This is a genomic window from Pseudomonas sp. FW215-R2, from assembly GCF_058789255.1.
Genome location: NZ_JBYTBO010000012.1, coordinates 49,039 through 66,746, shown reverse-complemented (window position 1 = coordinate 66,746; position 17,708 = coordinate 49,039). Strand labels below are relative to the sequence as shown.

The window sequence follows — 17,708 nt, the reverse complement described above, 5'->3', positions numbered from 1 at the left end:
GCTGAAAGCGCAGATCCTCAGCGGGATGTGGACACTTGCGGAGCCGAACGCTGTTGAGTGAAGGGCAACTTCACTGAACCCAAGGCCAGCGCCAGTAGAACCAGCAAGATAAACGCCCAATCAAAGGGGCCAGGGTGTTGGCCGAGAATGATCATCGAACTGACGATGCCAAATACCGGAATCAGCAGCGACAACGGTGCCACGCGCGAAACCGGGTATTCACGCAACAGCAGGTTCCATCCCCAGTAACTGAAGTGCGTCGCGGCGTACACCTGGAACGCGAGTGAAAACAGCGTCATGCCATTCAGTTGCGAAGGCAGCGCATTGAAAGGAGCGGAACCGTGTAGCAGCCACGTCAACAGCAAGAGCGGGATGGGTGGAAACAAACTCGCCCAGACGACGAAGGCAAAGATTTCACGCACTCTGGAAACCTTGATGATCACGTTGCCCATGCTCCAGGCCACTGCGCTGCCAATCACCAGGGCAAAACCAGCCCTCGGTACATCGCCGGGACTGCACAAGACGATCCCCACCAATCCTGCAGCAGCCAACACACTGCCAATCAACTGAAGCCGTCGCAAGCGTTCTCCAAAGAAGAGCACGCCCCAGCCCAGCGTGAAGAACGCGCTGAACTGGATCAGCAACGACGCGCTACCCGGCGGTACGCCCCATGCGATCCCCTGATTGATCAACGCCCACATCGCGACACCGAAGATCAACCCATAGGCCGCGATCCATCCGAAGGCAACCTGCGGACGCTTGACGAAAAACACCCAGGGCAACGCTGCCAGTGCGAAACGCAACGCCGTCAACAGCAGAGGGTCGATACCGGCCAGCCCGAGCTTGGTGACGGGGAAGTTCAATCCCCAGACAGCCGTTATCAGGACGGCGAGTAAAAAGTGCTTCTTTTGCATATTCAGTGTTTCCCCAGCGCATAGCGGAAATGCTCGTGCCAGGAGAAATATGCAAGCAATCGACCTGGCCTGCTTTCAGTCACAGGCCAACTTTCATTAATATCGGGCCATGCGCGAAAAAACCGTACCGACCTACCAGAACACACCCCGCGATGCCGTCGTGACCGCACGTGACTACGCGGATGGAACGCTGTTCCCGTTGCATGACCACCCGCGTGGACAGTTTGCGTATGCTGCCAGTGGCGTCATCACCGTCTTTACCGATCACGGCAACTGGGTCGTCCCGCCTCAGCGCGGCATATGGGTCCCGGCGCAACTGCCTCATTCCATGCAGATGCGCGGCCCTGTCACGCTCCACAACACCTATATCCGCAAACATGCGGCGCAGCGTCTCGGGCTGGCGGATCAGTGTCAGGTGTTGGACGTATCGCCGTTGTTGCGCCAGTTGTTGCTGAAGGCAATCGATGTACCTGCGCGCTATTCCACTCAGGGGCGCGACGGTCATCTGATGGGGTTGTTGCTGCACGAAATTGCCGGGATGCCCGCGCTGTCACTCAACGCCCCGTTGCCGACAGAACCGCGTCTTGCGCGGGTATGCCGCGAATTTCTGGCCCAGCCCTCGCTGGAGGTGGGTATCGACGAAATGGCCCAACGTGCAGGCATGAGCCGCCGAACCTTTACCCGACAGTTTCGCGTGCACACGGGCATCAGTTACATCGAATGGCGACAGCAGGCCTGCCTGCTCTCTGCGGTTGTGCAGTTGGGAAAAGGCCAGTCGGTCACACAGGTCGCGATGATGTTGGGCTATAGCAGCTCGAGTGCATTCACGACGGCTTTCAAGCACTTGCTGGGAGAAGTGCCCAGTCGATACTTTGCAGAAAAATCTCTTCTTTAAAGGGGACAGATTTATTTTCTGAATTTATTTTCTGGAAAATAGATCTGTCCCCCTTTGGTCGTTGAAGTGCCGTGTCTGATTGCTTTAGGATCTTTGCAGGAGATGGCATTCCTCCTCAAACCGCCTCGTGCTGATGATGCCTACGTGAACCCTGGACAGGGTGCGTAGGCGTGTCTGCTCCCCTGTCCCCCAACCACAGGACAGGATCATGATTCCCTTTATTCAACCCGCTGTTTTTTGCTTTTCCCCTCCGCTACCTGTTTGGCCGCAACGGTCTGAAGAGGTAAGCCCGGTATGCTGAAATCACTTCTGGTCATTGCCGTGGGTGCGTCACTGGGCGCCTGGTTGCGCTGGATCCTGGGCATCAAACTAAACGCCTTGTTCCCCGCGATTCCACCGGGCACCGTGGTTGCCAATATGGTCGGTGGCTACATCATCGGCCTGGCTATCGCATTCCTTGCCGCCTCCCCTTCGCTGAGCCCCGAATGGCGGCTGCTGATCATCACGGGCTTCTGCGGTGGCCTGACGACCTTTTCTACATTCTCGGCTGAAACCGTTGCCCTGATTCAGGAAGGCAGACTGCTCTGGGCGCTCGGCTCGATTTCATTGCACGTCGTCGGTTCGCTGGCAATGACTGCGGCGGGACTGTTGTCCTATCAATTGATAGGCACGCGTTAAGGAGACCGAAATGAAAGGTTTTCTGGTGATTTTCTTCACTCAACAAAACCGTCGTCATCAAGGAAAGATGCTCGGCGACTGGATTGTCGATCTGGCAAAGGAACTGGGCCTGCGCGGTGCGACCCTCTCCACTGCCATTGAAGGTTTTGGCCATACCGGGCGACTGCATTCCTCGCACTTTTTTGAACTCGCGGATCAGCCGACGGAAATCCGAATGGCGATCACCGAAGAAGAATGCGACAGACTGTTCAAGCGCCTGGAAGCGGAAGATTTCTCTGTGTTTTACATAAGGACGCCGATTGAAATGGGCTTTGTCGGCAAAAAGGCCAATAGCCCGCCCCCTTCAACCCATGGCGTCCCATGAACCAGCCCTGAACAAGGCTGGCCTGAGCTGTGGCCAAAAGACAAAAGGGGACAGATTTATTTTCTGAAAATAAATCTGTCCCCTTTTCGCAAGGTCTTGTGCCAAAGCAACTTGCGATCACTCCTCTACGGAAACGCTTTCCTCGGGAGTCGCTTCAGCCGCCAGTTTCAACCGATCAGCCTTGCTGATGTACTTCGGCTTGTTGCTTTTCGGCGCCAGTTTGGCGTTGGCCTTTCTGGATTTTTCCTTGAAGAGCTGTTGCAGTTTCTTCTGACGGTTCATCGTTTTCTGCCCTGCTTGAAAGTTGTGGAATGATATCAGCCCTGAGCCGGGTTCAAGCGAGCACTTCGGTGATCCACCGCACCTGCCGGGCCAGATCCTGCACCTTCTCTTCGCACACGGCATGCCGCGCACGCCCGAAGTGGCTCAGGGTCTGCTGCTTGTGTCGCAACCGGTGCTGCCACTTGCTGACAAACGCCGGGCTGCGCGCCTGCATCTGCAACGGTCCGAAGTACAGTTCCTCAGGGGTGTAGGCCACCGGCCCATCGCGTTCGGCAACGATGATTTCGTAGTCGAAGCGGTTTTCCCGCAAGAGTTCCTCGCAAAGGATCCGGTAGTCGTTGTCCATCAGCCATTGGCGCAACGGTTGCTCGCCGCCGTTGGGTTGCAGGATCAGGCGTTCGCGGCCGCTCAAACGTGCCTTGCCTGCCTCGAGAATGTCGCGGATGGTCTCGCCGCCCATGCCGCAGACGCTGATCGCGGTGATTCCGTCTTGCGGCTCGATCGCCATCAAGCCATTGGCCAGGCGCACGGTGATCTGTTGACCCAGATCGTTTTCACGCACTGTGCGTTCGGCCGAGCGGAACGGCGTCAACGCCATCTCCCCCGCCACCGCAGCCTCGATGGCGCCGCGACGCATCAACGCCACCGGCAGGTAGCCATGATCCGAGCCGATATCGGCCAGGCGCGCACCGGCCGGTACGTGCGCAGCTACACGCTCCAGGCGCATGGACAATGTCTGTTCGTTCAACCGCTACCCCTTTTCACCTTGAGCGTCCGGCACCAGTGGCCGGAACGGGGCGCGATTCTGGGGGGCTACACCAACACCGTCAACCAAGCCGACAACAACAGCAAAAGCGCCAGCCCGGCATTCATACGTCTGAATGCCTGTGGCGAACCAAAGAACCGCGCACTGCCTACGCCCAACAACGCCCACGCCGTCATGCACGGCAAGCAGACCAGCAGAAACACAAAGGCCAACAGCACCATCCGCGCCTGTTCGTCACCGTTCCCGCCGAACACACTCACCACCGCCACGGCCATCATCCAGACCTTGGGGTTGATCAATTGCAGGCCGGCGGCACCGAAAACGCTGAAACTGTCGTCACCCGATGTTGAGGAGTCCAGCGATGGCGGCGTACTGCGAAAGATCTGCCACGCCAGCCAGCTCAACCACAGCACCCCGGCCCAGGCCATTGCCTGCTGCACGCGGGGATAGCGCAGCAGCGTTTCACCCACGCCGAGCCCGACAACCAGCACCACCAGTGCAGCCGACACACAGGCGCCGAAGATGATCGGCAGCGTGGCCAGCATCCCGCGCCGCGAACTGTGGCTCATCACCAGAATATTGGTCGGCCCTGGGGTGATCGAGGCAACGAAGGAAAACAGCAGAAAGGGTAACAACGATTCCATGACAGGAACTCCGGATCAGAACAGGAGGCCATGGTCGCGGTTGCGAGACGTTCAGTCTGGAAGGTTTGAGCAGCGTTTGCGGTAGTCGGCAGGGGTCAGGTGATAGGCGCGGCGAAACCAGCGGCCCAGATGGCTTTGATCGGCAAACCCGAGCGCGCTGGCGACGTTGGCGGGCGTTTCGCCTCGCGCCAGCATTTGTCGGGCCCGAGCCAGTCGTAGCTGGATCAAGTAGCCATGGGGCGCCAGACCGAAGGCCGACTTGAACGCCCGGGTCAGGCGAAAACGGTCAACCCCGCAGGCCCGGGCCAGATCATCGAGCCCGATATCTTCGAAGGCATGGGCATGCAGATAGTCCCGCGCGACTTGCGCCACTCGCGGCAAGCGTGGATCGAACGCCTGACGCTTGCGCCAGTCGAGATGAGCGGTCAGCGATCCGAGCAAGGTGTCAATCGCGCTCTGCCGGACGATGCGCAAATCGCCGTGATGCAGGGCGTGAAAGGCCTGATTGATGGAAGTGGCCAGGCGTGGATCCTGGCTCAGGGTGTCGGCGAACCCGAGCTGACTGTTGTCCGGCACGTGTTCGAACAGCGCAAGCAACTCGCGCTCCAGCCAGTGCGGATCGAAATAGAGCATGGAGTAAGTAAAACCCTCCTCGGTCGGCGCATGCCCATCGTGGATTTCCCCCGGCTCCAGCATGATCACCTTGCCCGGCGTACTGAAATGCCGCACGCGCCGGCAATCGAACTGCTGAACCCCTTGCTCGGTGACGCCCACCAGAAAACTGTCATGCCAGTGCGGGTCATAGGCATGGCCCTGGAAGTGGGCACGAATCGACTCGATCCCGGTGTCGGCATCCTGGGACAGGTCGATCCAGTTGCGTTTGTCCACGCAAGGCTCCAGAGAAATGGGTTCAACGGCTAAATTACCGCGCTTCATGCCAGCGCGTTTAGAAGATTTGTGCAGCTACCGGCGCATTGCAACGGGTTTGTATCTCAGTGTGTACGACCGCCTCCCGGATACACCCGCCTGCATCTGGCGCGCAAACCGGAAACAGCGCGGATACATCGACAGGCTTTACTGGACTCCAGTTCAGAAGGGTTCACCCCGAACCCGACCCCGTCGATTGCAAAGGAGTCTTCCCATGAAGCATGCACTGCACACCACCGCTACCGGCAACACCCGTCGTCGCCTGCTGGGCCTGTCGATTCTCGCCACCGCCCTGATGCAATTCGGCACGTTCGCCAACGCAGAATCGACGGCGCCGCAATCGGTCAAGGCTGAAGTCGCCAGCGTGAAAGCCGACCTGCCCTTCGGCGCGTTGAAGCATGTGAAGGCCGGTGTACTGGACGTGGCCTACGCCGAAACCGGCCCGGCCGATGGCCCGGTGGTGATTCTGCTGCACGGCTGGCCCTACGACATTCACAGCTACGACGACGTCGCGCCGCTGCTGGCGGCCAAGGGTTATCGGGTATTGATGCCGTACGCCCGGGGTTATGGCGATACGCACTTCCTTTCCGACAAGACCGTGCGCAACGGTCAGCCGGCGGCGCTCGCCAGTGACGTCATCGACTTCATGGATGCACTGAAAATCAAACAAGCCGTGCTCGGCGGCTACGACTGGGGCGCGCGTTCGGCGGACATCGTCTCGGCGCTGTGGCCTGAACGAGTGAAGGCGCTGGTGTCGGTCAGCGGTTATCTGATCGGCAATCAGGCCGCCGGCAAGAACCCGCTGCCGCCCAAGGCCGAGCTGCAATGGTGGTATCAGTTCTACTTCGCCACCGACCGTGGTGCCGCAGGCTACGCCAAGAACACCCACGATTTCGCCAAGCTGATCTGGCAGACCGCCTCACCGAAATGGGCGCTCGACGACGCTACGTTCGACCGCAGCGCCAAGGCCCTGGAAAACCCCGATCACGTCGCCATTACCGTGTTCAACTACCGCTGGCGTCTGGGCCTGGTGCAGGGTGAAAGCCAGTACGAAGCGCTGGAACAGAAACTCGCCACCGCGCCATCGATCAGCGTGCCGACCATCACTCTGGAAGGCGATGCCAACGGCGCGCCACACCCGGCGCCCGAGGATTACGCCAAGCGGTTTACCGGCAAGTACGAGTTCCGTCTGATCAACGGCGGCATCGGCCACAACCTGCCGCAGGAAAGTCCGCAGACCTTTGCCAAGGCGATCATCGACGCCGACCACCTCTGAAGCGGCGCACAAAAAACGGCTCGTTACTTGACGAGCCGTTTTTCCTTGGACGGCCGATAACCGAAATAGGCGCTGTAGCACTTGCTGAAATGGCTGGGCGACACGAACCCGCAAGCCACCAGCACATCCACCTGGGACAGTTCGGTGTGTTGCAGCAGACGCCGGGCTTCGGTGATGCGCAGCTCCATGTAATAACGCTGCGGCGTGGTGCCCAGTTGTTCCTTGAACAGTCGCTCCAGTTGACGCCGGGAACGCCCGGCGTACACCGCCAGTTGCTCCAGTTCCAGCGGCTCTTCGAGGTTGGCATCCATCAGCTTCACCACTTCGCGCAACGGTGCGCTGACGCAGATGTTCTCGGTCGGTTTGATCCGCCGGTAGCGCGATTCCTCGAACGCCAGAATGTCTTCGACCCCTTCGACCAGCGCTTTGTCGTGCAGGCTCTTGATCCAGTCCAGCGCCATGTGGAACGCGCCGGAGGGACTCGACGCGGTCAGCCGGTCGCGATCGATCACATAGGGTTCGCTGCTGACCTGGGTCGCCTTGGAAATCTCAGCCAGCGCCGGTCGATGCTCCGGGTGGATCGCACAGCGATAACCTTCCAGCACCCCTGCCCGCCCCAAAAACCATGAGCCGTTCCACAACCCGGCGAGTATCACTCCCGCATCGGCGGCCATTTTCAGCAGACCGATGAACTCGTCACTGGCCTTCAATTCCGTGCGGTAACCGCCGCAGATCACCAGCAGATCCAGTTCCTGTATCGCACCCGCATCGAGTCGCGCATCCGGGCGAATGACCAGACCCAGATCGCTGATCACCTCGCCATCGCTCAGGCCGAAGGTTCGTGTGGAAAACAGACCGGGGCGCAGCAGATTCGAAGTAATGATGGTGTCCAGCGCCTGGGTAAACGCTGGCAGGGAAAAATGCTCCAGCAGCACAAAACCCGTGCGGGTCATGCGCCCCGCCCCGGAGGAAGGCTCGTTCAGGTAGCGAAGGTTCTTGCCCTTCATGCCACCGCTGAATTGGCGTCGTTCGATCAAGGTGTGGTCCATCGGTTTCATTGTTGTAGCGCCATGCTAACCGCCGGGGCGGCAAAATACTCGGGAATGAACGCAATTCGCCCCAACCGGCACGCGCGTGCCGATCGGGGCGAAAGTGACCTGCGGCGAACCGCGATGGATCAGGACGCGTCGATCCAGATGGTTTTCAACTCGGTGTATTGGTCATGGGCCCAGATCGACTTGTCGCGCCCGCCGAAACCCGACTCCTTGTACCCGCCGAAAGGCGTCGAAGCGTCGCCCTCGCCGAAGCAGTTCACGGTGACGATGCCGGCGCGGATACCCCGCGAGAGTTTCAGCGCATGGCGCAGGCTGCCGGTGTAGGCCGAGGCTGCCAGGCCATAAGCCGTGTCGTTAGCCAGGTTGATCGCTTCGTCAACGGAGGTGAACGTGGTCACGCTCAGCACCGGGCCGAAGATTTCTTCCTGGAACAGACGACTGTCACGGCCGACGCCATCCACGATGGTCGGTTCGACGAAAATGTTGTCGGCCGTATTGCCCCCCGCCAGCACCGAAAGATTCTCGTCCCGGGCATGGTCGAGGTACGAGCGGACCTTCTCGAAATGCGCCTTGCTGATCATCGAGCCCAGACGGTTTTCCGGGTCCAGTGGATCGCCCATTTTCCAGTCGGCCAGATGCACCTTAACGCGCTGGAGCAGTTGTTCCTTGATGTCCGTGTGCACGATCAGCCGCGACGAAGCCGAGCAGTTCTCGCCCATGTTCCAGAACGCACCGTTGACCACGTGCTGGGCGACCAGATCGACGTCTTCGACATCGTTCATCACCACCGCCGGGTTCTTGCCTCCGCACTCCAGCACGATGCGTTTCAGGTTGGATTCGCTGGAATACTTGAGGAACAAGCGCCCGGTTTCGGTGGATCCGGTGAAGCTGACCATCGCGACATCCGGATGACGGCCCAGCGGTTCGCCCGCCTCCTTGCCGCCGCCGGGCACCACGTTGAACACACCGGCTGGAAGCCCCGCCTGATGCGCCAGCTCGGCCACGCGAAGGGTGCTCAGGGTGGTTTCCTTGGCCGGTTTGACCACGATGGAGCAACCGGCGGCCAGCGACGGGCCGATCTTCCACGCGAGCATCAGCAGCGGGAAATTCCACGGCAACACCAGGCCGACCACGCCGATCGGTTCGCGTACCACCATGGTCACCGCGCCGTTACCGGTCGGCGCAGTCGAGTCGTAGATCTTGTCGATCAGCTCGGCGTGCCAGCGCAGGGTATGAATCGTTTCGGGCACGTCGATGTTCTGGCATTCGCGGATCGGTTTTCCGCTGTCGAGGCTTTCCAGCACCGCCAGTTCATGAGAGTGGTCTTCCAGCAATTGGGCGAACCGCAGCAACACCGATTTGCGCGCCGAAGGCGCCAGCCCTTGCCAGCGCCCGTCTTCGAACGCGGCCTTGGCGGCGGCGACAGCAACGTCCACGTCCTGGGCACCGCAAGCGGTAATCTCGGTCAACACCGCTTCCGTGGCCGGGTTGGTCGTGGTGAAGGTCTTGCCGGACAGCGCGCTGCGAAACGTGCCGTTGATGAACGCCTGATTGCGAAACTCAAGCTTCGCAGCCAGTTCGCGGTATTGCGCTTGACTCAGAAGTCCGGCCATTTCAAACCTCCGCGACGATGCGCGCGACATTCTGTTTGAGGGTTTTGATCACGCTTTCCAGCACTTCCTTCTCGGACGCTTCCAGCGGCTGCATCGGCTTGCGCACGCCACCGGCACGCAGGCCGACCAGCTCGCTGCCGTGCTTGATCGACTGGACGAACTTGCCGCTTTCCAGCACATCCATCAGCGGCAACAGCGCCGACATGATCCGCCGCCCTTTGTCGAAGTTCTTCTCCAGAACGCAGGCTTCGTACAGCGCGATGTGTTCGGCCGGAATGAAGTTCGAACCGGCGCAAACCCAACTGCGCGCGCCCCAGGCAAAGAACTCCAGGGCCATGTCGTCCCAGCCGCAGGACAGCTGGATCGAGGGATGCGAATGCGCCAGACGATGCAACTGGGCGGTGTCGCCGGAGCTTTCCTTGATCGCGACGATGTTCTTGCAACCGGCAATCGCATCGAAGAACTCAGGGCCCATCGCTACGCCCATCCGCGCCGGATAGTTGTAGAGCATGATCGGCAGACCGGCAGCCTTGTCCACGGCCAGCACGTGCGCGGCGATTTCCTTTTGCGTCGGCAAGGCATACGGCGGCGAGCCCACCAGAATGGCGTCGGCCTCGATCGACTTCGCATGCTCGGCGAAAGACACCGCATCCTCGGTGCGAATCCCGCCCGTGCCGATCACCAGCGGAATGCGGCCGTTGATCACTTCCCTGGCGCGCTCGGCCACTTTCAACCGCTCGGCGGTGGTGTGGGCGTAGTACTCGCCGGTCGAACCACCGATAACGATGCCGTGAACCCGCGACTCGATCAGGTACTCGAGCACCTCGGCGAAGGCCGAGTAATCGATCTGGCCATCGGCGGACAAAGGCGTAATGGCGGGGGTAAAGATGCCGTCAAAGTTCATAGGGTTTTCTCCAGTGTTTGCAGTGTTCAATCGCTAAGCCCTCGATGACTCGAAGACCTCATTCAACTTTCTCGACCGGCGCGGTACTGCCCCCACTTGAGGTTCATGTTCACCCCGAGGGAAAGAAACGGTTGCGGTGGATTGCCGTTGGGCCCCGGCGCTTGCAGCAGGAAATCGATCAGTTCGTCACGCTGCCCGGCCAGCCAGTCGGCCAGCAACTTGCCGGTGACCGTGCCCCGGGTGACGCCCAGGCCATTGCAACCCAGCGCGCCGTAAACGTTCGGTGCCAGTTCGCCGAAGAAGCCGTTGTGGTTCCTCGACATGGCCAGCGCCCCGCCCCAGGTGTATTCGAACGGCACGCCCGGCAGCATCGGAAAGCGCTGATCGAACGAGGCTCGGTGACGGTGCACGAACCGCTCGTTGTATTTGCTGTTGCTGCGCCCGTCGGGGTTGAAGCTGAAGCTGTTGCGGATCAGCAAGCGGTTGTCCGGCGTGCGGCGCACCGTGGTGCCGAACGGATCGGCCGGAATCGCGCCCCAGAACGGTTTGCCACCCAGGCGCGCCTGCTCTTCTTCAGTCAGCGGCCGAGTGATGCTGGCGTAGGTGTAGATGGGCAGCATTCGCCCCTGCAGAAAGCCGAAACGCATGCCGAACGAGTTGTTGGCGAGGATCAGTTTGTCGGCGGTGATGCTGCCGTAAGCGTGCTTGAGAACCGTCTGGCGGCCGTACTCCACTTCCAGAATCGGCGTGCGTTCGTACAAGGTGACGTTCGCCGGCAGACTGTCCGCCAGCCCTTTCACCAGCGCCGAAGGCTGAACCAGCACCGCGCCGGGCGTGTACAAGGCCTTGCGATAAAAGTGCGTCCCCAGGTGCGAGGGCAACTCGTCCGCATCGATCATCTGATATGGCTGACCGAGTTTGTCGAGCCCCCGGCGATAAGCCTCCAGCACCGCAATGCCACGCTCTTCGACGGCGGCCTGATACTTGCCGCAAGCTTTCATCTGGCACTCGATGTTGAACCGGTCGACCAGGCAACGCAGGATCGACTGGCCGGCCAGATTGAGTTTCAGACTCGTCCGGGCCAGGTCGATATCGCCGATGTAGTCCTCGGCCCCGATGTCGTGGGGCAGATCGATGGCAAAACCGGCATTGCGACCGGACGGCCCCAACCCCACTTCCTGCGCCTCGACCAGCACCACTTCGTCATCAGGAAAACTCAGCGCCAGTTGCCGTGCAGCGGCCAGCCCGGTGAAACCGGCACCGACAATCACCCAACGGGCCGAGCGATGTCCCCGATGACCGGGCTCGGGGCTGCGTGGGCGGCTCAGGTGGAACCAGCCACAACTGTCATCATCGGCAGGTAGCGAACTGACTTTCATAGTGTTGAACCGTCTATCGTAGGGAGGACAAATCGAACCGGCTTACTTGGCCGCCGCGCGCGCATCGCTCAGCCAGCCGTCGTAGCTTTGCTGGTGGGCCTTGATCCATTCGGCGGCGTGGCGCTTGATGTCGGCGAGGGACTTCTCGCCCTGCTGCATCTTCAGGTTCTGCGCACTTTCGTCGGCGGTGCTGATGCTGACTTCGGAGAGGAACTTGCGGGCCACCGGGTTCTTCTCGGCGAATTCCTTGTTCATGACGGCATTGATCGTGTCCACCGGGAAGCCGAGGTTTTTGCCTTCGTAGAAGGTGTCCTTGCTTTCCTTGCCGTCAGGCAGATCGGTGTACGGCACCGGCAGCCAGACCACGTCACGCCCTTCGACCAGCACGCTGGAAATCCACTGCGGCACCCAGGTGAAGAACAACACGGGCTTGCCTTGCTGGTAGCGGGCGATGGTGTCGGCCATCAACGCGAAGTACGAGCCGCGGTTGTCGACGACGGTGGGCTCCAGGCCATAGGCCTTCATGTGGTGCTCGACCATGACTTCGCAGCCCCAGCCCGGGTTGCAACCGGTCAGATCGGCCTTGCCGTCACCGTTGCTGTCGAACAGTTTGGCGATCTCGGGCTTCTTCAGATCCGACAGATCCTTGATGTGATAGGCGTCTGCGGTTTTCTTGTCGATCAGGTACCCCTGCAGTACGCCTTTCATGATCTGCCCGACCTTGACCATCACGTCATCGCCGCCGGCCTTTTCATAAAAGGCTTCGTGCAGGTTTTCCCATTCATGCACGGTGAAATCCGCGTCGCCGTAGGACAGCGCCAGGAACATCGCCGGGTAGTCGGTCTCCTTAGGCTGCTTGACGTCGTAGCCCAGTTCCTTGAGCCCGGCCATGACCACTTCACCGCGAAAGCGCTCTTCAGCGATGGTCGGGAATATCGGCGTGATCGACACACCGGCGCCGGGCTTGTTGGCGTCAGCCGCGTACGCTGCTGAACACAGAATCGTGCCCATGACTGAAGCAACCACACCCGCCACGACGCTTTTCTTGAGATTTGCCAGTTTCATGTTTCACCACGCTTTGGAGTTTTGATCGGTGAGCAGAAAGGTTCAGTTAATGACCGCACGAGCAACGTTCTTCTTTTTCTTCAACTTCATGACCAGGCCGACCGGCCCGCTCTCATACCAGCGCTGCCCGGTGGCCAGATCGCTGCTGCGTTCACCCATGGCCTGGGTCAGGCGATCGAGGAACACCGCAAGCAACACCAGCCCTGCCCCGCCGACACTGGCCAGGCCCATGTCGAGGCGACCGATGCCGCTGAGCACCATCAGCCCCAGCCCGCCGACCGAAATCATCGAGGCGACCACCACCATCGACAGCGACAGCATCAAGGTCTGGTTCAACCCGGCCATCATGGTCGGCGCGGCCAGCGGCAGTTGAACCTTCATCAGCATCTGCATAGGTGTGCAGCCAAAGGCCCGCGCCGCCTCGACCTTGTCCGCCGGCACCTGACGGATGCCGAGATTGGTCAGCCGTACCAGCGGCGCGACAGAGAAGATGATCGTGACAATCACACCGGGCACGTTGCCGATGCCGAACAGCATCACCACCGGCACCAGGTACACGAACGCCGGCAGGGTCTGCATGGCGTCGAGCACCGGGCGGATGATCATTTCCGTGCGGTCGCTGCGGGCACAGAGGATGCCCAGCGGAATCCCGATCACCGCGCAGAACAACAGCGAGGTCAGCACCAGCGCCAGGGTGACCATCGCGTCGCTCCACACGCCGATCAGTCCGAGCCCGGTCAACGTCGCCACACTGAAGATCGCGATGCGTTTGCCGCCGATCTGCCAGCTGATAAGCCCGGCGATGATGATGAAGACCGTCGGCGGCAACGAAAGCAGTCCCCACTGGACGCCATCGAGCACCTGATCGACCGGCCAGCGAATCGATCGAAAGACATCCCGGAAGTTATGCACCAGATATTTAAGGGCGGTTTCAACCCACGACCCCAGAGGAATATTCAAACTCTGGAAGGGATCCAGAAAGTTAAAGTCGGACATGACGCTACCTCGCACTTGCGTACTGCGTGATCATTCTTTTTAAACAGAAGCGCTGTTAAACAAGCGTTCAGTTATTACCGAGACAACTTAAAAGATGCCCCTGCGAGATCGACCCTTTATAAAGTCCAACTTCATCGACCACCGGCATCGGTGTTGAAGAAGCGGCGACTATATGAAAGATCTCGCGCAAGGAAGCGTCGGCCTTGATCGGGGTTTGACGGGCCGGGTCATACGTAATGCCCGAATCGGTTTGCGCGATATCGCCTGCCCGCAATATCCGGCTGGTGTCGAAACCGTTGAAGAAATCCCGGACATACTGGTTCACCGGGTTGCACAGCAATTCACGGGGCGTGCCGATCTGCACCACGCGCCCGCCCTCCATGATCGCGATGCGATGGCCGATGCGCACGGCTTCTTCAATGTCGTGGGAAATGAAAATGATGGTGCGATCCTGCTCAGCCTGAAGCTTGATCAGCTCGCCCTGCATCTCGCTGCGGATCATCGGATCGAGCGCGGAGAACGCTTCGTCCATCAGCAGGATGGCCGGATCGTTAGCCAGCGCCCGGGCCAGGCCGACCCGCTGTTGCATGCCGCCGGAGAGCTGATGGGGGAAGCACATTTCCTGCCCGGAAAGCCCGACCTGTTCAAGGGCGTCCATGGCCCGGCAGTAACGTTCCTTTTCGCCGACTCCGCTGATTTCCAGGCCGAAGCTGACGTTGTCGATGACGCTCATGTGCGGCATCAGGGCAAACGACTGGAAGACCATGCCCATGTCTTTGCGGCGCACCTGCAACAGGTCCTTGTCGCCCAGACCGGTGATTTCCCGACCATTCAGAAAGATGCTGCCGGCGGTGGGTTCAATCAGGCGATTGAACAGTCGGACCATGGTCGATTTGCCGGAACCGGACAAACCCATGATGACAAAGATCTCGCCTCGCTTGACCGAGAAGTTGGCATCGAACACACCAATGGCCTGCCCGGTCTTTTTGAATACTTCGGCTTTCGATGCACCTTCTTTTATCAACTTCATGGCCAGTGCTGGCTGTGAGCCGAAGACTTTATATACATTCTTGACGCAGATTATTTCGTCGGAGCGAGTCATACCTTGCCTCCATCGCGTTGTGCATATTCGGGTTCAAGCAACATGCAATCGAGCGAAACTGGTTTTAAGCGGCAGCGGTAATAGTCATATGTCGTCACGACGGGTTTCCTTTTATTATTTTTGGGACCCCAGGAACGAGGGACGTTTCAAATTTATTAGCATCCCCGCGCTTAATCCAACGACATTTACAGGGGCAAGTTGATAACGTCGGGTTATCGATCACGCCGGCATCCGCCCCTTGCAGCGGGCATCGCCCACCAGCGACTGCGACTATCCTTGCTGCGACGCCGGCATATCCCTGCGCGCAGGCTTGGGCTACCCTCGTCGCGCTTCGCCGGGGAGCCGTATCGTGAGGAGGCCGTACGAATGACCAAGCATGTCGACCCTGACACCATCTTGCTGAAGATGCCGTCCTTGAGGGCCGTAAAGGCATTTGTCGCTGCCGCCAAGTATCAGAGTTTCACCCGTGCCGCCGAAGCATTGTGCGTTTCGCAAGCCGCCATCAGCCGGCAGATCCGCGAACTGGAAAGCTACCTGGGGGCGCAGTTGTTCACCCGTGTCGGGCGGGCCGTCGAGCTCACTTCGGCGGGTGCGCTGTTTTTCGACGCCGCGCAGCTGTCATTCGTGAACATCGCCCAGGCCGCCGAGCGCATCCGCAGCAGCCAGTCCGGCAAGAAAGTGCTGACCATCTGCTGTTCCCCGGCGTTCTCTGCGCTGTGGCTGTCGAATCACCTGCCGGAATTCTTCGCCCAGAGCGAAGGCATCGAACTGAACCTGATCACCACCCAGAATTTCCTGACCATGGAACCGGGCGTGCAACCCGACGTGTTCATCACCAAGATTTCGCGCATCCGCGAAGGCTATCGCAGCTACCCGCTGTGCCACGACCTGATCTACCCGGTGTGCACGCCGCAGTACCTGGAGCAGCACCCGGAAATCTCGACCATCGAAGGCGTGCGCGATTCGGCCCTGCTGAACCTGAGCCCTTATGGTCGCTCGCAAGTCGCCGAGCATGTCGATTGGGGCGTGTGGCTGGCGTTTCAGTCCATCGACATCGACGACCGCCCGGCGACCAGCCCACAGATTTTCAATGCCAACGACTACAACCTGCTGATCAGCATGGTGCTGACCCATCAGGGCATCGCACTGGGCTGGAATCACCTGGTTGCGCCGCTGTTGCAGCGCGGCTTGCTGGTGCGCCCGATTGAACAGGAAGTGCAGTTGCGCAACAGCTGGCACTACCTGAGCTGCCGAGAGACGGCGGACAACGAAGACGCCCTGCGCCGGTTTCGCGACTGGATCCTGTCGAAGTTTCCGCGCCGCTAGCCATCGGTTTAGTTATCAATTGCCCGATGAAAATGTCGTTGGAGCGGCATCACCTTCCTGACTCATTGTGGAGCGGCGCCGGCCGGGATCTGGCCGGTTCCCCTCACAGGAAGGAACTGTTGAATGTCACTCTACGAATTCTGCCGCGACTTTGATTTCCTCCAGGCGCCGGCCAAGACCCGGGAGATCCTGCAGAACAGTTTGCTGGATATCGTCGGCGTCATGGCCGGTGCTGCGTCCAACGACACCAGTGTGGCGCTGCGCCGTTTTGCCGTTTCACACTACCCCGCCGGCGAGTACGGCAGCCGCCTGCTGTTCGACGGTCAGCGCGTCAATCTGCTGGGCGCGGGTTGGGCCGGTGGCTTTTCCGCCGACAGCCTCGATGCCCACGAAGGCCACTTCCGATCCAAGGGGCACGCCGGCGCGACCGTGGTACCGGCTCTCCTTGCCCTCGCCGATGCCCTGCATCACCAAGGCAAGGACATTAGCGGGCATGAACTGTTGAGCGCGTTGTGCCTCGGTTATGAAACCGGACTGCGCGCCGGAACAGCCCTGATGGCGACCTCCCCGACTTATCACGCATCCGGCGGTTTTTCGGCGATTGGTGTGATCTGCGCCGGCGCCCGGTTGCTGGGTTTTGACGAGCCGACGTTCCGCCATGCACTCGGCATCGCCGAGTACTTCAGCGCCCGTTGCCCGATGATGCGCCTGATCGCGTTTCCGACCATGTTGCGCGATGCCCACGGCAGCGGCGCCTTTGTCGGATTGAATGCCCTGCTGATGGCCAAGGAAGGGGTGACCGGCGCGCCGGCAGAAACCGTCGAGGACGCCTCGGTGGCCGAGCACTGGCGCGACCTTGGTGAGCGCTGGGAAATCGACAGCCAGTATTTCAAACCCTGGCCAGTGTGCCGCTGGGCGCAACCGGCGCTGACCGCGATGCTGCAACTGCAAAAGGAGAATCCAGCGCTCAATGCCGAGGTGATCGAAACGATCCGCGTCGAGACCTTCTACGAGTCGATGTGCCTGCAAGGTCACACCCCGGCGGATGCCGATCAGGCGCAATACGCCCTGGCCTTTCCGCTGGCGGCGCTGATCGTCAGGGGCAAACTCGGGCCGGACGAAGTCACCGGCGAATCCATCCACGCCGCCGACATTCGCGCCCTGAGCGCACGCATCGAGATCGTCGAGGCGGCCGATATTTCCGCGCGGTTCCCCAATGAAATTCTGTCGCGCCTGACCGTCACGCTGAAAAACGGCAGCGTGCTCGTCAGCCCGATCACCGCCGCACGCGGCGATCCCGAAACGGCCCTGAGCCGCGAAGAACTGGAGCAGAAGTTTGACCTGTTCGCCTCAAGCCTCGGCCGCGAACGCAGCCTCGCGGTGAAACAGGCCATTCGCAATCTGGATCAGTCTGCGTCGGCCATCGCCGCGCTCGAGCCGGTTTTCGCGCGCGCTCACCCATAACCTCAACGCATCGATTGCCCACCGGAAATGTCGTTTGTGACGGCTTTCCTGGCACAGA

Annotated in this window: 18 protein-coding genes and 1 riboswitch; of the genes, 6 read left to right on the top strand and 12 right to left on the bottom strand. The window is 60.3% G+C overall.

Translation table 11 applies throughout. The features are described 5' to 3' along the window. Positions 1-17 precede the first annotated feature (17 nt). Positions 18-914: an EamA family transporter gene (locus tag AC3WRD_RS17745; protein WP_102621633.1), complete on the bottom strand. Its 897-nt coding sequence runs from the start codon at positions 912-914 to the stop codon at positions 18-20. A gap of 109 nt (positions 915-1,023) precedes the next feature. Here AC3WRD_RS17745 and AC3WRD_RS17740 point away from each other — a divergent pair, with 109 nt between their 5' ends. From AC3WRD_RS17740 to AC3WRD_RS17730, 3 genes are all read left to right on the top strand, one after another. Beyond that, a complete protein-coding gene (locus tag AC3WRD_RS17740) occupies positions 1,024-1,809 on the top strand; it encodes an AraC family transcriptional regulator (protein WP_096821702.1) in 786 nt (261 codons plus the stop codon). Positions 1,810-1,898: 89 nt separating this feature from the next. Then, positions 1,899-1,959: riboswitch (Fluoride riboswitch) on the top strand. 144 nt (positions 1,960-2,103) lie between these two features. Next, positions 2,104-2,487, top strand: coding sequence for a fluoride efflux transporter CrcB (crcB, locus tag AC3WRD_RS17735; RefSeq protein WP_102621634.1), 384 nt, complete (start codon positions 2,104-2,106; stop codon positions 2,485-2,487). A 10-nt stretch (positions 2,488-2,497) separates the two neighbouring features. Beyond that, on the top strand, positions 2,498-2,851 hold the full coding sequence (locus tag AC3WRD_RS17730) for a DUF190 domain-containing protein (protein ID WP_102621635.1): 354 nt from the start codon (positions 2,498-2,500) through the stop codon (positions 2,849-2,851). 117 nt (positions 2,852-2,968) lie between these two features. Here the strand turns inward: AC3WRD_RS17730 and AC3WRD_RS17725 are convergent, their stop codons facing one another. From AC3WRD_RS17725 to AC3WRD_RS17710, 4 genes are all read right to left on the bottom strand, one after another. Beyond that, on the bottom strand, positions 2,969-3,133 hold the full coding sequence (locus AC3WRD_RS17725) for a DUF2986 domain-containing protein (RefSeq protein WP_102621636.1): 165 nt from the start codon (positions 3,131-3,133) through the stop codon (positions 2,969-2,971). Between the two features lie 52 nt (positions 3,134-3,185). Further along, positions 3,186-3,881 (bottom strand): tRNA (adenine(22)-N(1))-methyltransferase, encoded by a 696-nt coding sequence (locus AC3WRD_RS17720; RefSeq protein WP_102621637.1) that lies wholly within the window; start codon positions 3,879-3,881, stop codon positions 3,186-3,188. 65 nt (positions 3,882-3,946) lie between these two features. Further along, the gene (locus AC3WRD_RS17715; protein WP_102621638.1) at positions 3,947-4,543 is read right to left on the bottom strand and encodes a LysE family translocator; all 597 of its coding nucleotides are present in this window, start codon (positions 4,541-4,543) and stop codon (positions 3,947-3,949) included. A 51-nt stretch (positions 4,544-4,594) separates the two neighbouring features. Continuing rightward, complete coding sequence (locus tag AC3WRD_RS17710; protein WP_102621639.1) at positions 4,595-5,431, bottom strand: AraC family transcriptional regulator; 837 nt, start codon at positions 5,429-5,431, stop codon at positions 4,595-4,597. Positions 5,432-5,684: 253 nt separating this feature from the next. Here AC3WRD_RS17710 and AC3WRD_RS17705 point away from each other — a divergent pair, with 253 nt between their 5' ends. Beyond that, positions 5,685-6,746, top strand: coding sequence for an alpha/beta fold hydrolase (locus tag AC3WRD_RS17705; RefSeq protein WP_102621640.1), 1,062 nt, complete (start codon positions 5,685-5,687; stop codon positions 6,744-6,746). A gap of 23 nt (positions 6,747-6,769) precedes the next feature. Here the strand turns inward: AC3WRD_RS17705 and AC3WRD_RS17700 are convergent, their stop codons facing one another. From AC3WRD_RS17700 to AC3WRD_RS17670, 7 genes are all read right to left on the bottom strand, one after another. Next, positions 6,770-7,795: a GlxA family transcriptional regulator gene (locus tag AC3WRD_RS17700; protein WP_102621689.1), complete on the bottom strand. Its 1,026-nt coding sequence runs from the start codon at positions 7,793-7,795 to the stop codon at positions 6,770-6,772. A gap of 128 nt (positions 7,796-7,923) precedes the next feature. Continuing rightward, positions 7,924-9,414, bottom strand: coding sequence for an aldehyde dehydrogenase (locus AC3WRD_RS17695; RefSeq protein WP_102621641.1), 1,491 nt, complete (start codon positions 9,412-9,414; stop codon positions 7,924-7,926). A 1-nt stretch (position 9,415) separates the two neighbouring features. After that, positions 9,416-10,318, bottom strand: coding sequence for a dihydrodipicolinate synthase family protein (locus tag AC3WRD_RS17690; protein WP_102621642.1), 903 nt, complete (start codon positions 10,316-10,318; stop codon positions 9,416-9,418). Positions 10,319-10,380: 62 nt separating this feature from the next. Beyond that, a complete protein-coding gene (locus AC3WRD_RS17685) occupies positions 10,381-11,697 on the bottom strand; it encodes an NAD(P)/FAD-dependent oxidoreductase (protein WP_096821682.1) in 1,317 nt (438 codons plus the stop codon). 42 nt (positions 11,698-11,739) lie between these two features. Next, positions 11,740-12,762: a glycine betaine/L-proline ABC transporter substrate-binding protein ProX gene (gene proX / locus AC3WRD_RS17680; RefSeq protein WP_173861380.1), complete on the bottom strand. Its 1,023-nt coding sequence runs from the start codon at positions 12,760-12,762 to the stop codon at positions 11,740-11,742. Between the two features lie 42 nt (positions 12,763-12,804). Continuing rightward, entirely contained in the window at positions 12,805-13,758 is a 954-nt protein-coding gene (gene proW, locus AC3WRD_RS17675) for a glycine betaine/L-proline ABC transporter permease ProW (RefSeq protein WP_102621643.1), read from the bottom strand. A gap of 67 nt (positions 13,759-13,825) precedes the next feature. Then, the gene (locus AC3WRD_RS17670; RefSeq protein ID WP_102621644.1) at positions 13,826-14,860 is read right to left on the bottom strand and encodes a quaternary amine ABC transporter ATP-binding protein; all 1,035 of its coding nucleotides are present in this window, start codon (positions 14,858-14,860) and stop codon (positions 13,826-13,828) included. A gap of 366 nt (positions 14,861-15,226) precedes the next feature. Between AC3WRD_RS17670 and AC3WRD_RS17665 the strand changes: the two genes are divergently transcribed. Beyond that, complete coding sequence (locus AC3WRD_RS17665) at positions 15,227-16,186, top strand: LysR family transcriptional regulator (protein WP_096821679.1); 960 nt, start codon at positions 15,227-15,229, stop codon at positions 16,184-16,186. A gap of 123 nt (positions 16,187-16,309) precedes the next feature. Continuing rightward, positions 16,310-17,650: an MmgE/PrpD family protein gene (locus AC3WRD_RS17660; protein WP_102621645.1), complete on the top strand. Its 1,341-nt coding sequence runs from the start codon at positions 16,310-16,312 to the stop codon at positions 17,648-17,650. Positions 17,651-17,708: the final 58 nt, after the last annotated feature.

Coding starts and splice junctions, on each gene's coding strand:
- AC3WRD_RS17745 (WP_102621633.1), bottom strand. CDS start 914: ATGCAAAAGAAGCACTTTTTACTCGCCGTCCTGATAACGGCTGTCTGG.
- AC3WRD_RS17740 (WP_096821702.1), top strand. CDS start 1,024: ATGCGCGAAAAAACCGTACCGACCTACCAGAACACACCCCGCGATGCC.
- crcB (WP_102621634.1), top strand. CDS start 2,104: ATGCTGAAATCACTTCTGGTCATTGCCGTGGGTGCGTCACTGGGCGCC.
- AC3WRD_RS17730 (WP_102621635.1), top strand. CDS start 2,498: ATGAAAGGTTTTCTGGTGATTTTCTTCACTCAACAAAACCGTCGTCAT.
- AC3WRD_RS17725 (WP_102621636.1), bottom strand. CDS start 3,133: ATGAACCGTCAGAAGAAACTGCAACAGCTCTTCAAGGAAAAATCCAGA.
- AC3WRD_RS17715 (WP_102621638.1), bottom strand. CDS start 4,543: ATGGAATCGTTGTTACCCTTTCTGCTGTTTTCCTTCGTTGCCTCGATC.
- AC3WRD_RS17705 (WP_102621640.1), top strand. CDS start 5,685: ATGAAGCATGCACTGCACACCACCGCTACCGGCAACACCCGTCGTCGC.
- AC3WRD_RS17700 (WP_102621689.1), bottom strand. CDS start 7,795: ATGGACCACACCTTGATCGAACGACGCCAATTCAGCGGTGGCATGAAG.
- AC3WRD_RS17695 (WP_102621641.1), bottom strand. CDS start 9,414: ATGGCCGGACTTCTGAGTCAAGCGCAATACCGCGAACTGGCTGCGAAG.
- AC3WRD_RS17690 (WP_102621642.1), bottom strand. CDS start 10,318: ATGAACTTTGACGGCATCTTTACCCCCGCCATTACGCCTTTGTCCGCC.
- AC3WRD_RS17685 (WP_096821682.1), bottom strand. CDS start 11,697: ATGAAAGTCAGTTCGCTACCTGCCGATGATGACAGTTGTGGCTGGTTC.
- proX (WP_173861380.1), bottom strand. CDS start 12,762: ATGAAACTGGCAAATCTCAAGAAAAGCGTCGTGGCGGGTGTGGTTGCT.
- proW (WP_102621643.1), bottom strand. CDS start 13,758: ATGTCCGACTTTAACTTTCTGGATCCCTTCCAGAGTTTGAATATTCCT.
- AC3WRD_RS17670 (WP_102621644.1), bottom strand. CDS start 14,860: ATGACTCGCTCCGACGAAATAATCTGCGTCAAGAATGTATATAAAGTC.
- AC3WRD_RS17665 (WP_096821679.1), top strand. CDS start 15,227: ATGACCAAGCATGTCGACCCTGACACCATCTTGCTGAAGATGCCGTCC.
- AC3WRD_RS17660 (WP_102621645.1), top strand. CDS start 16,310: ATGTCACTCTACGAATTCTGCCGCGACTTTGATTTCCTCCAGGCGCCG.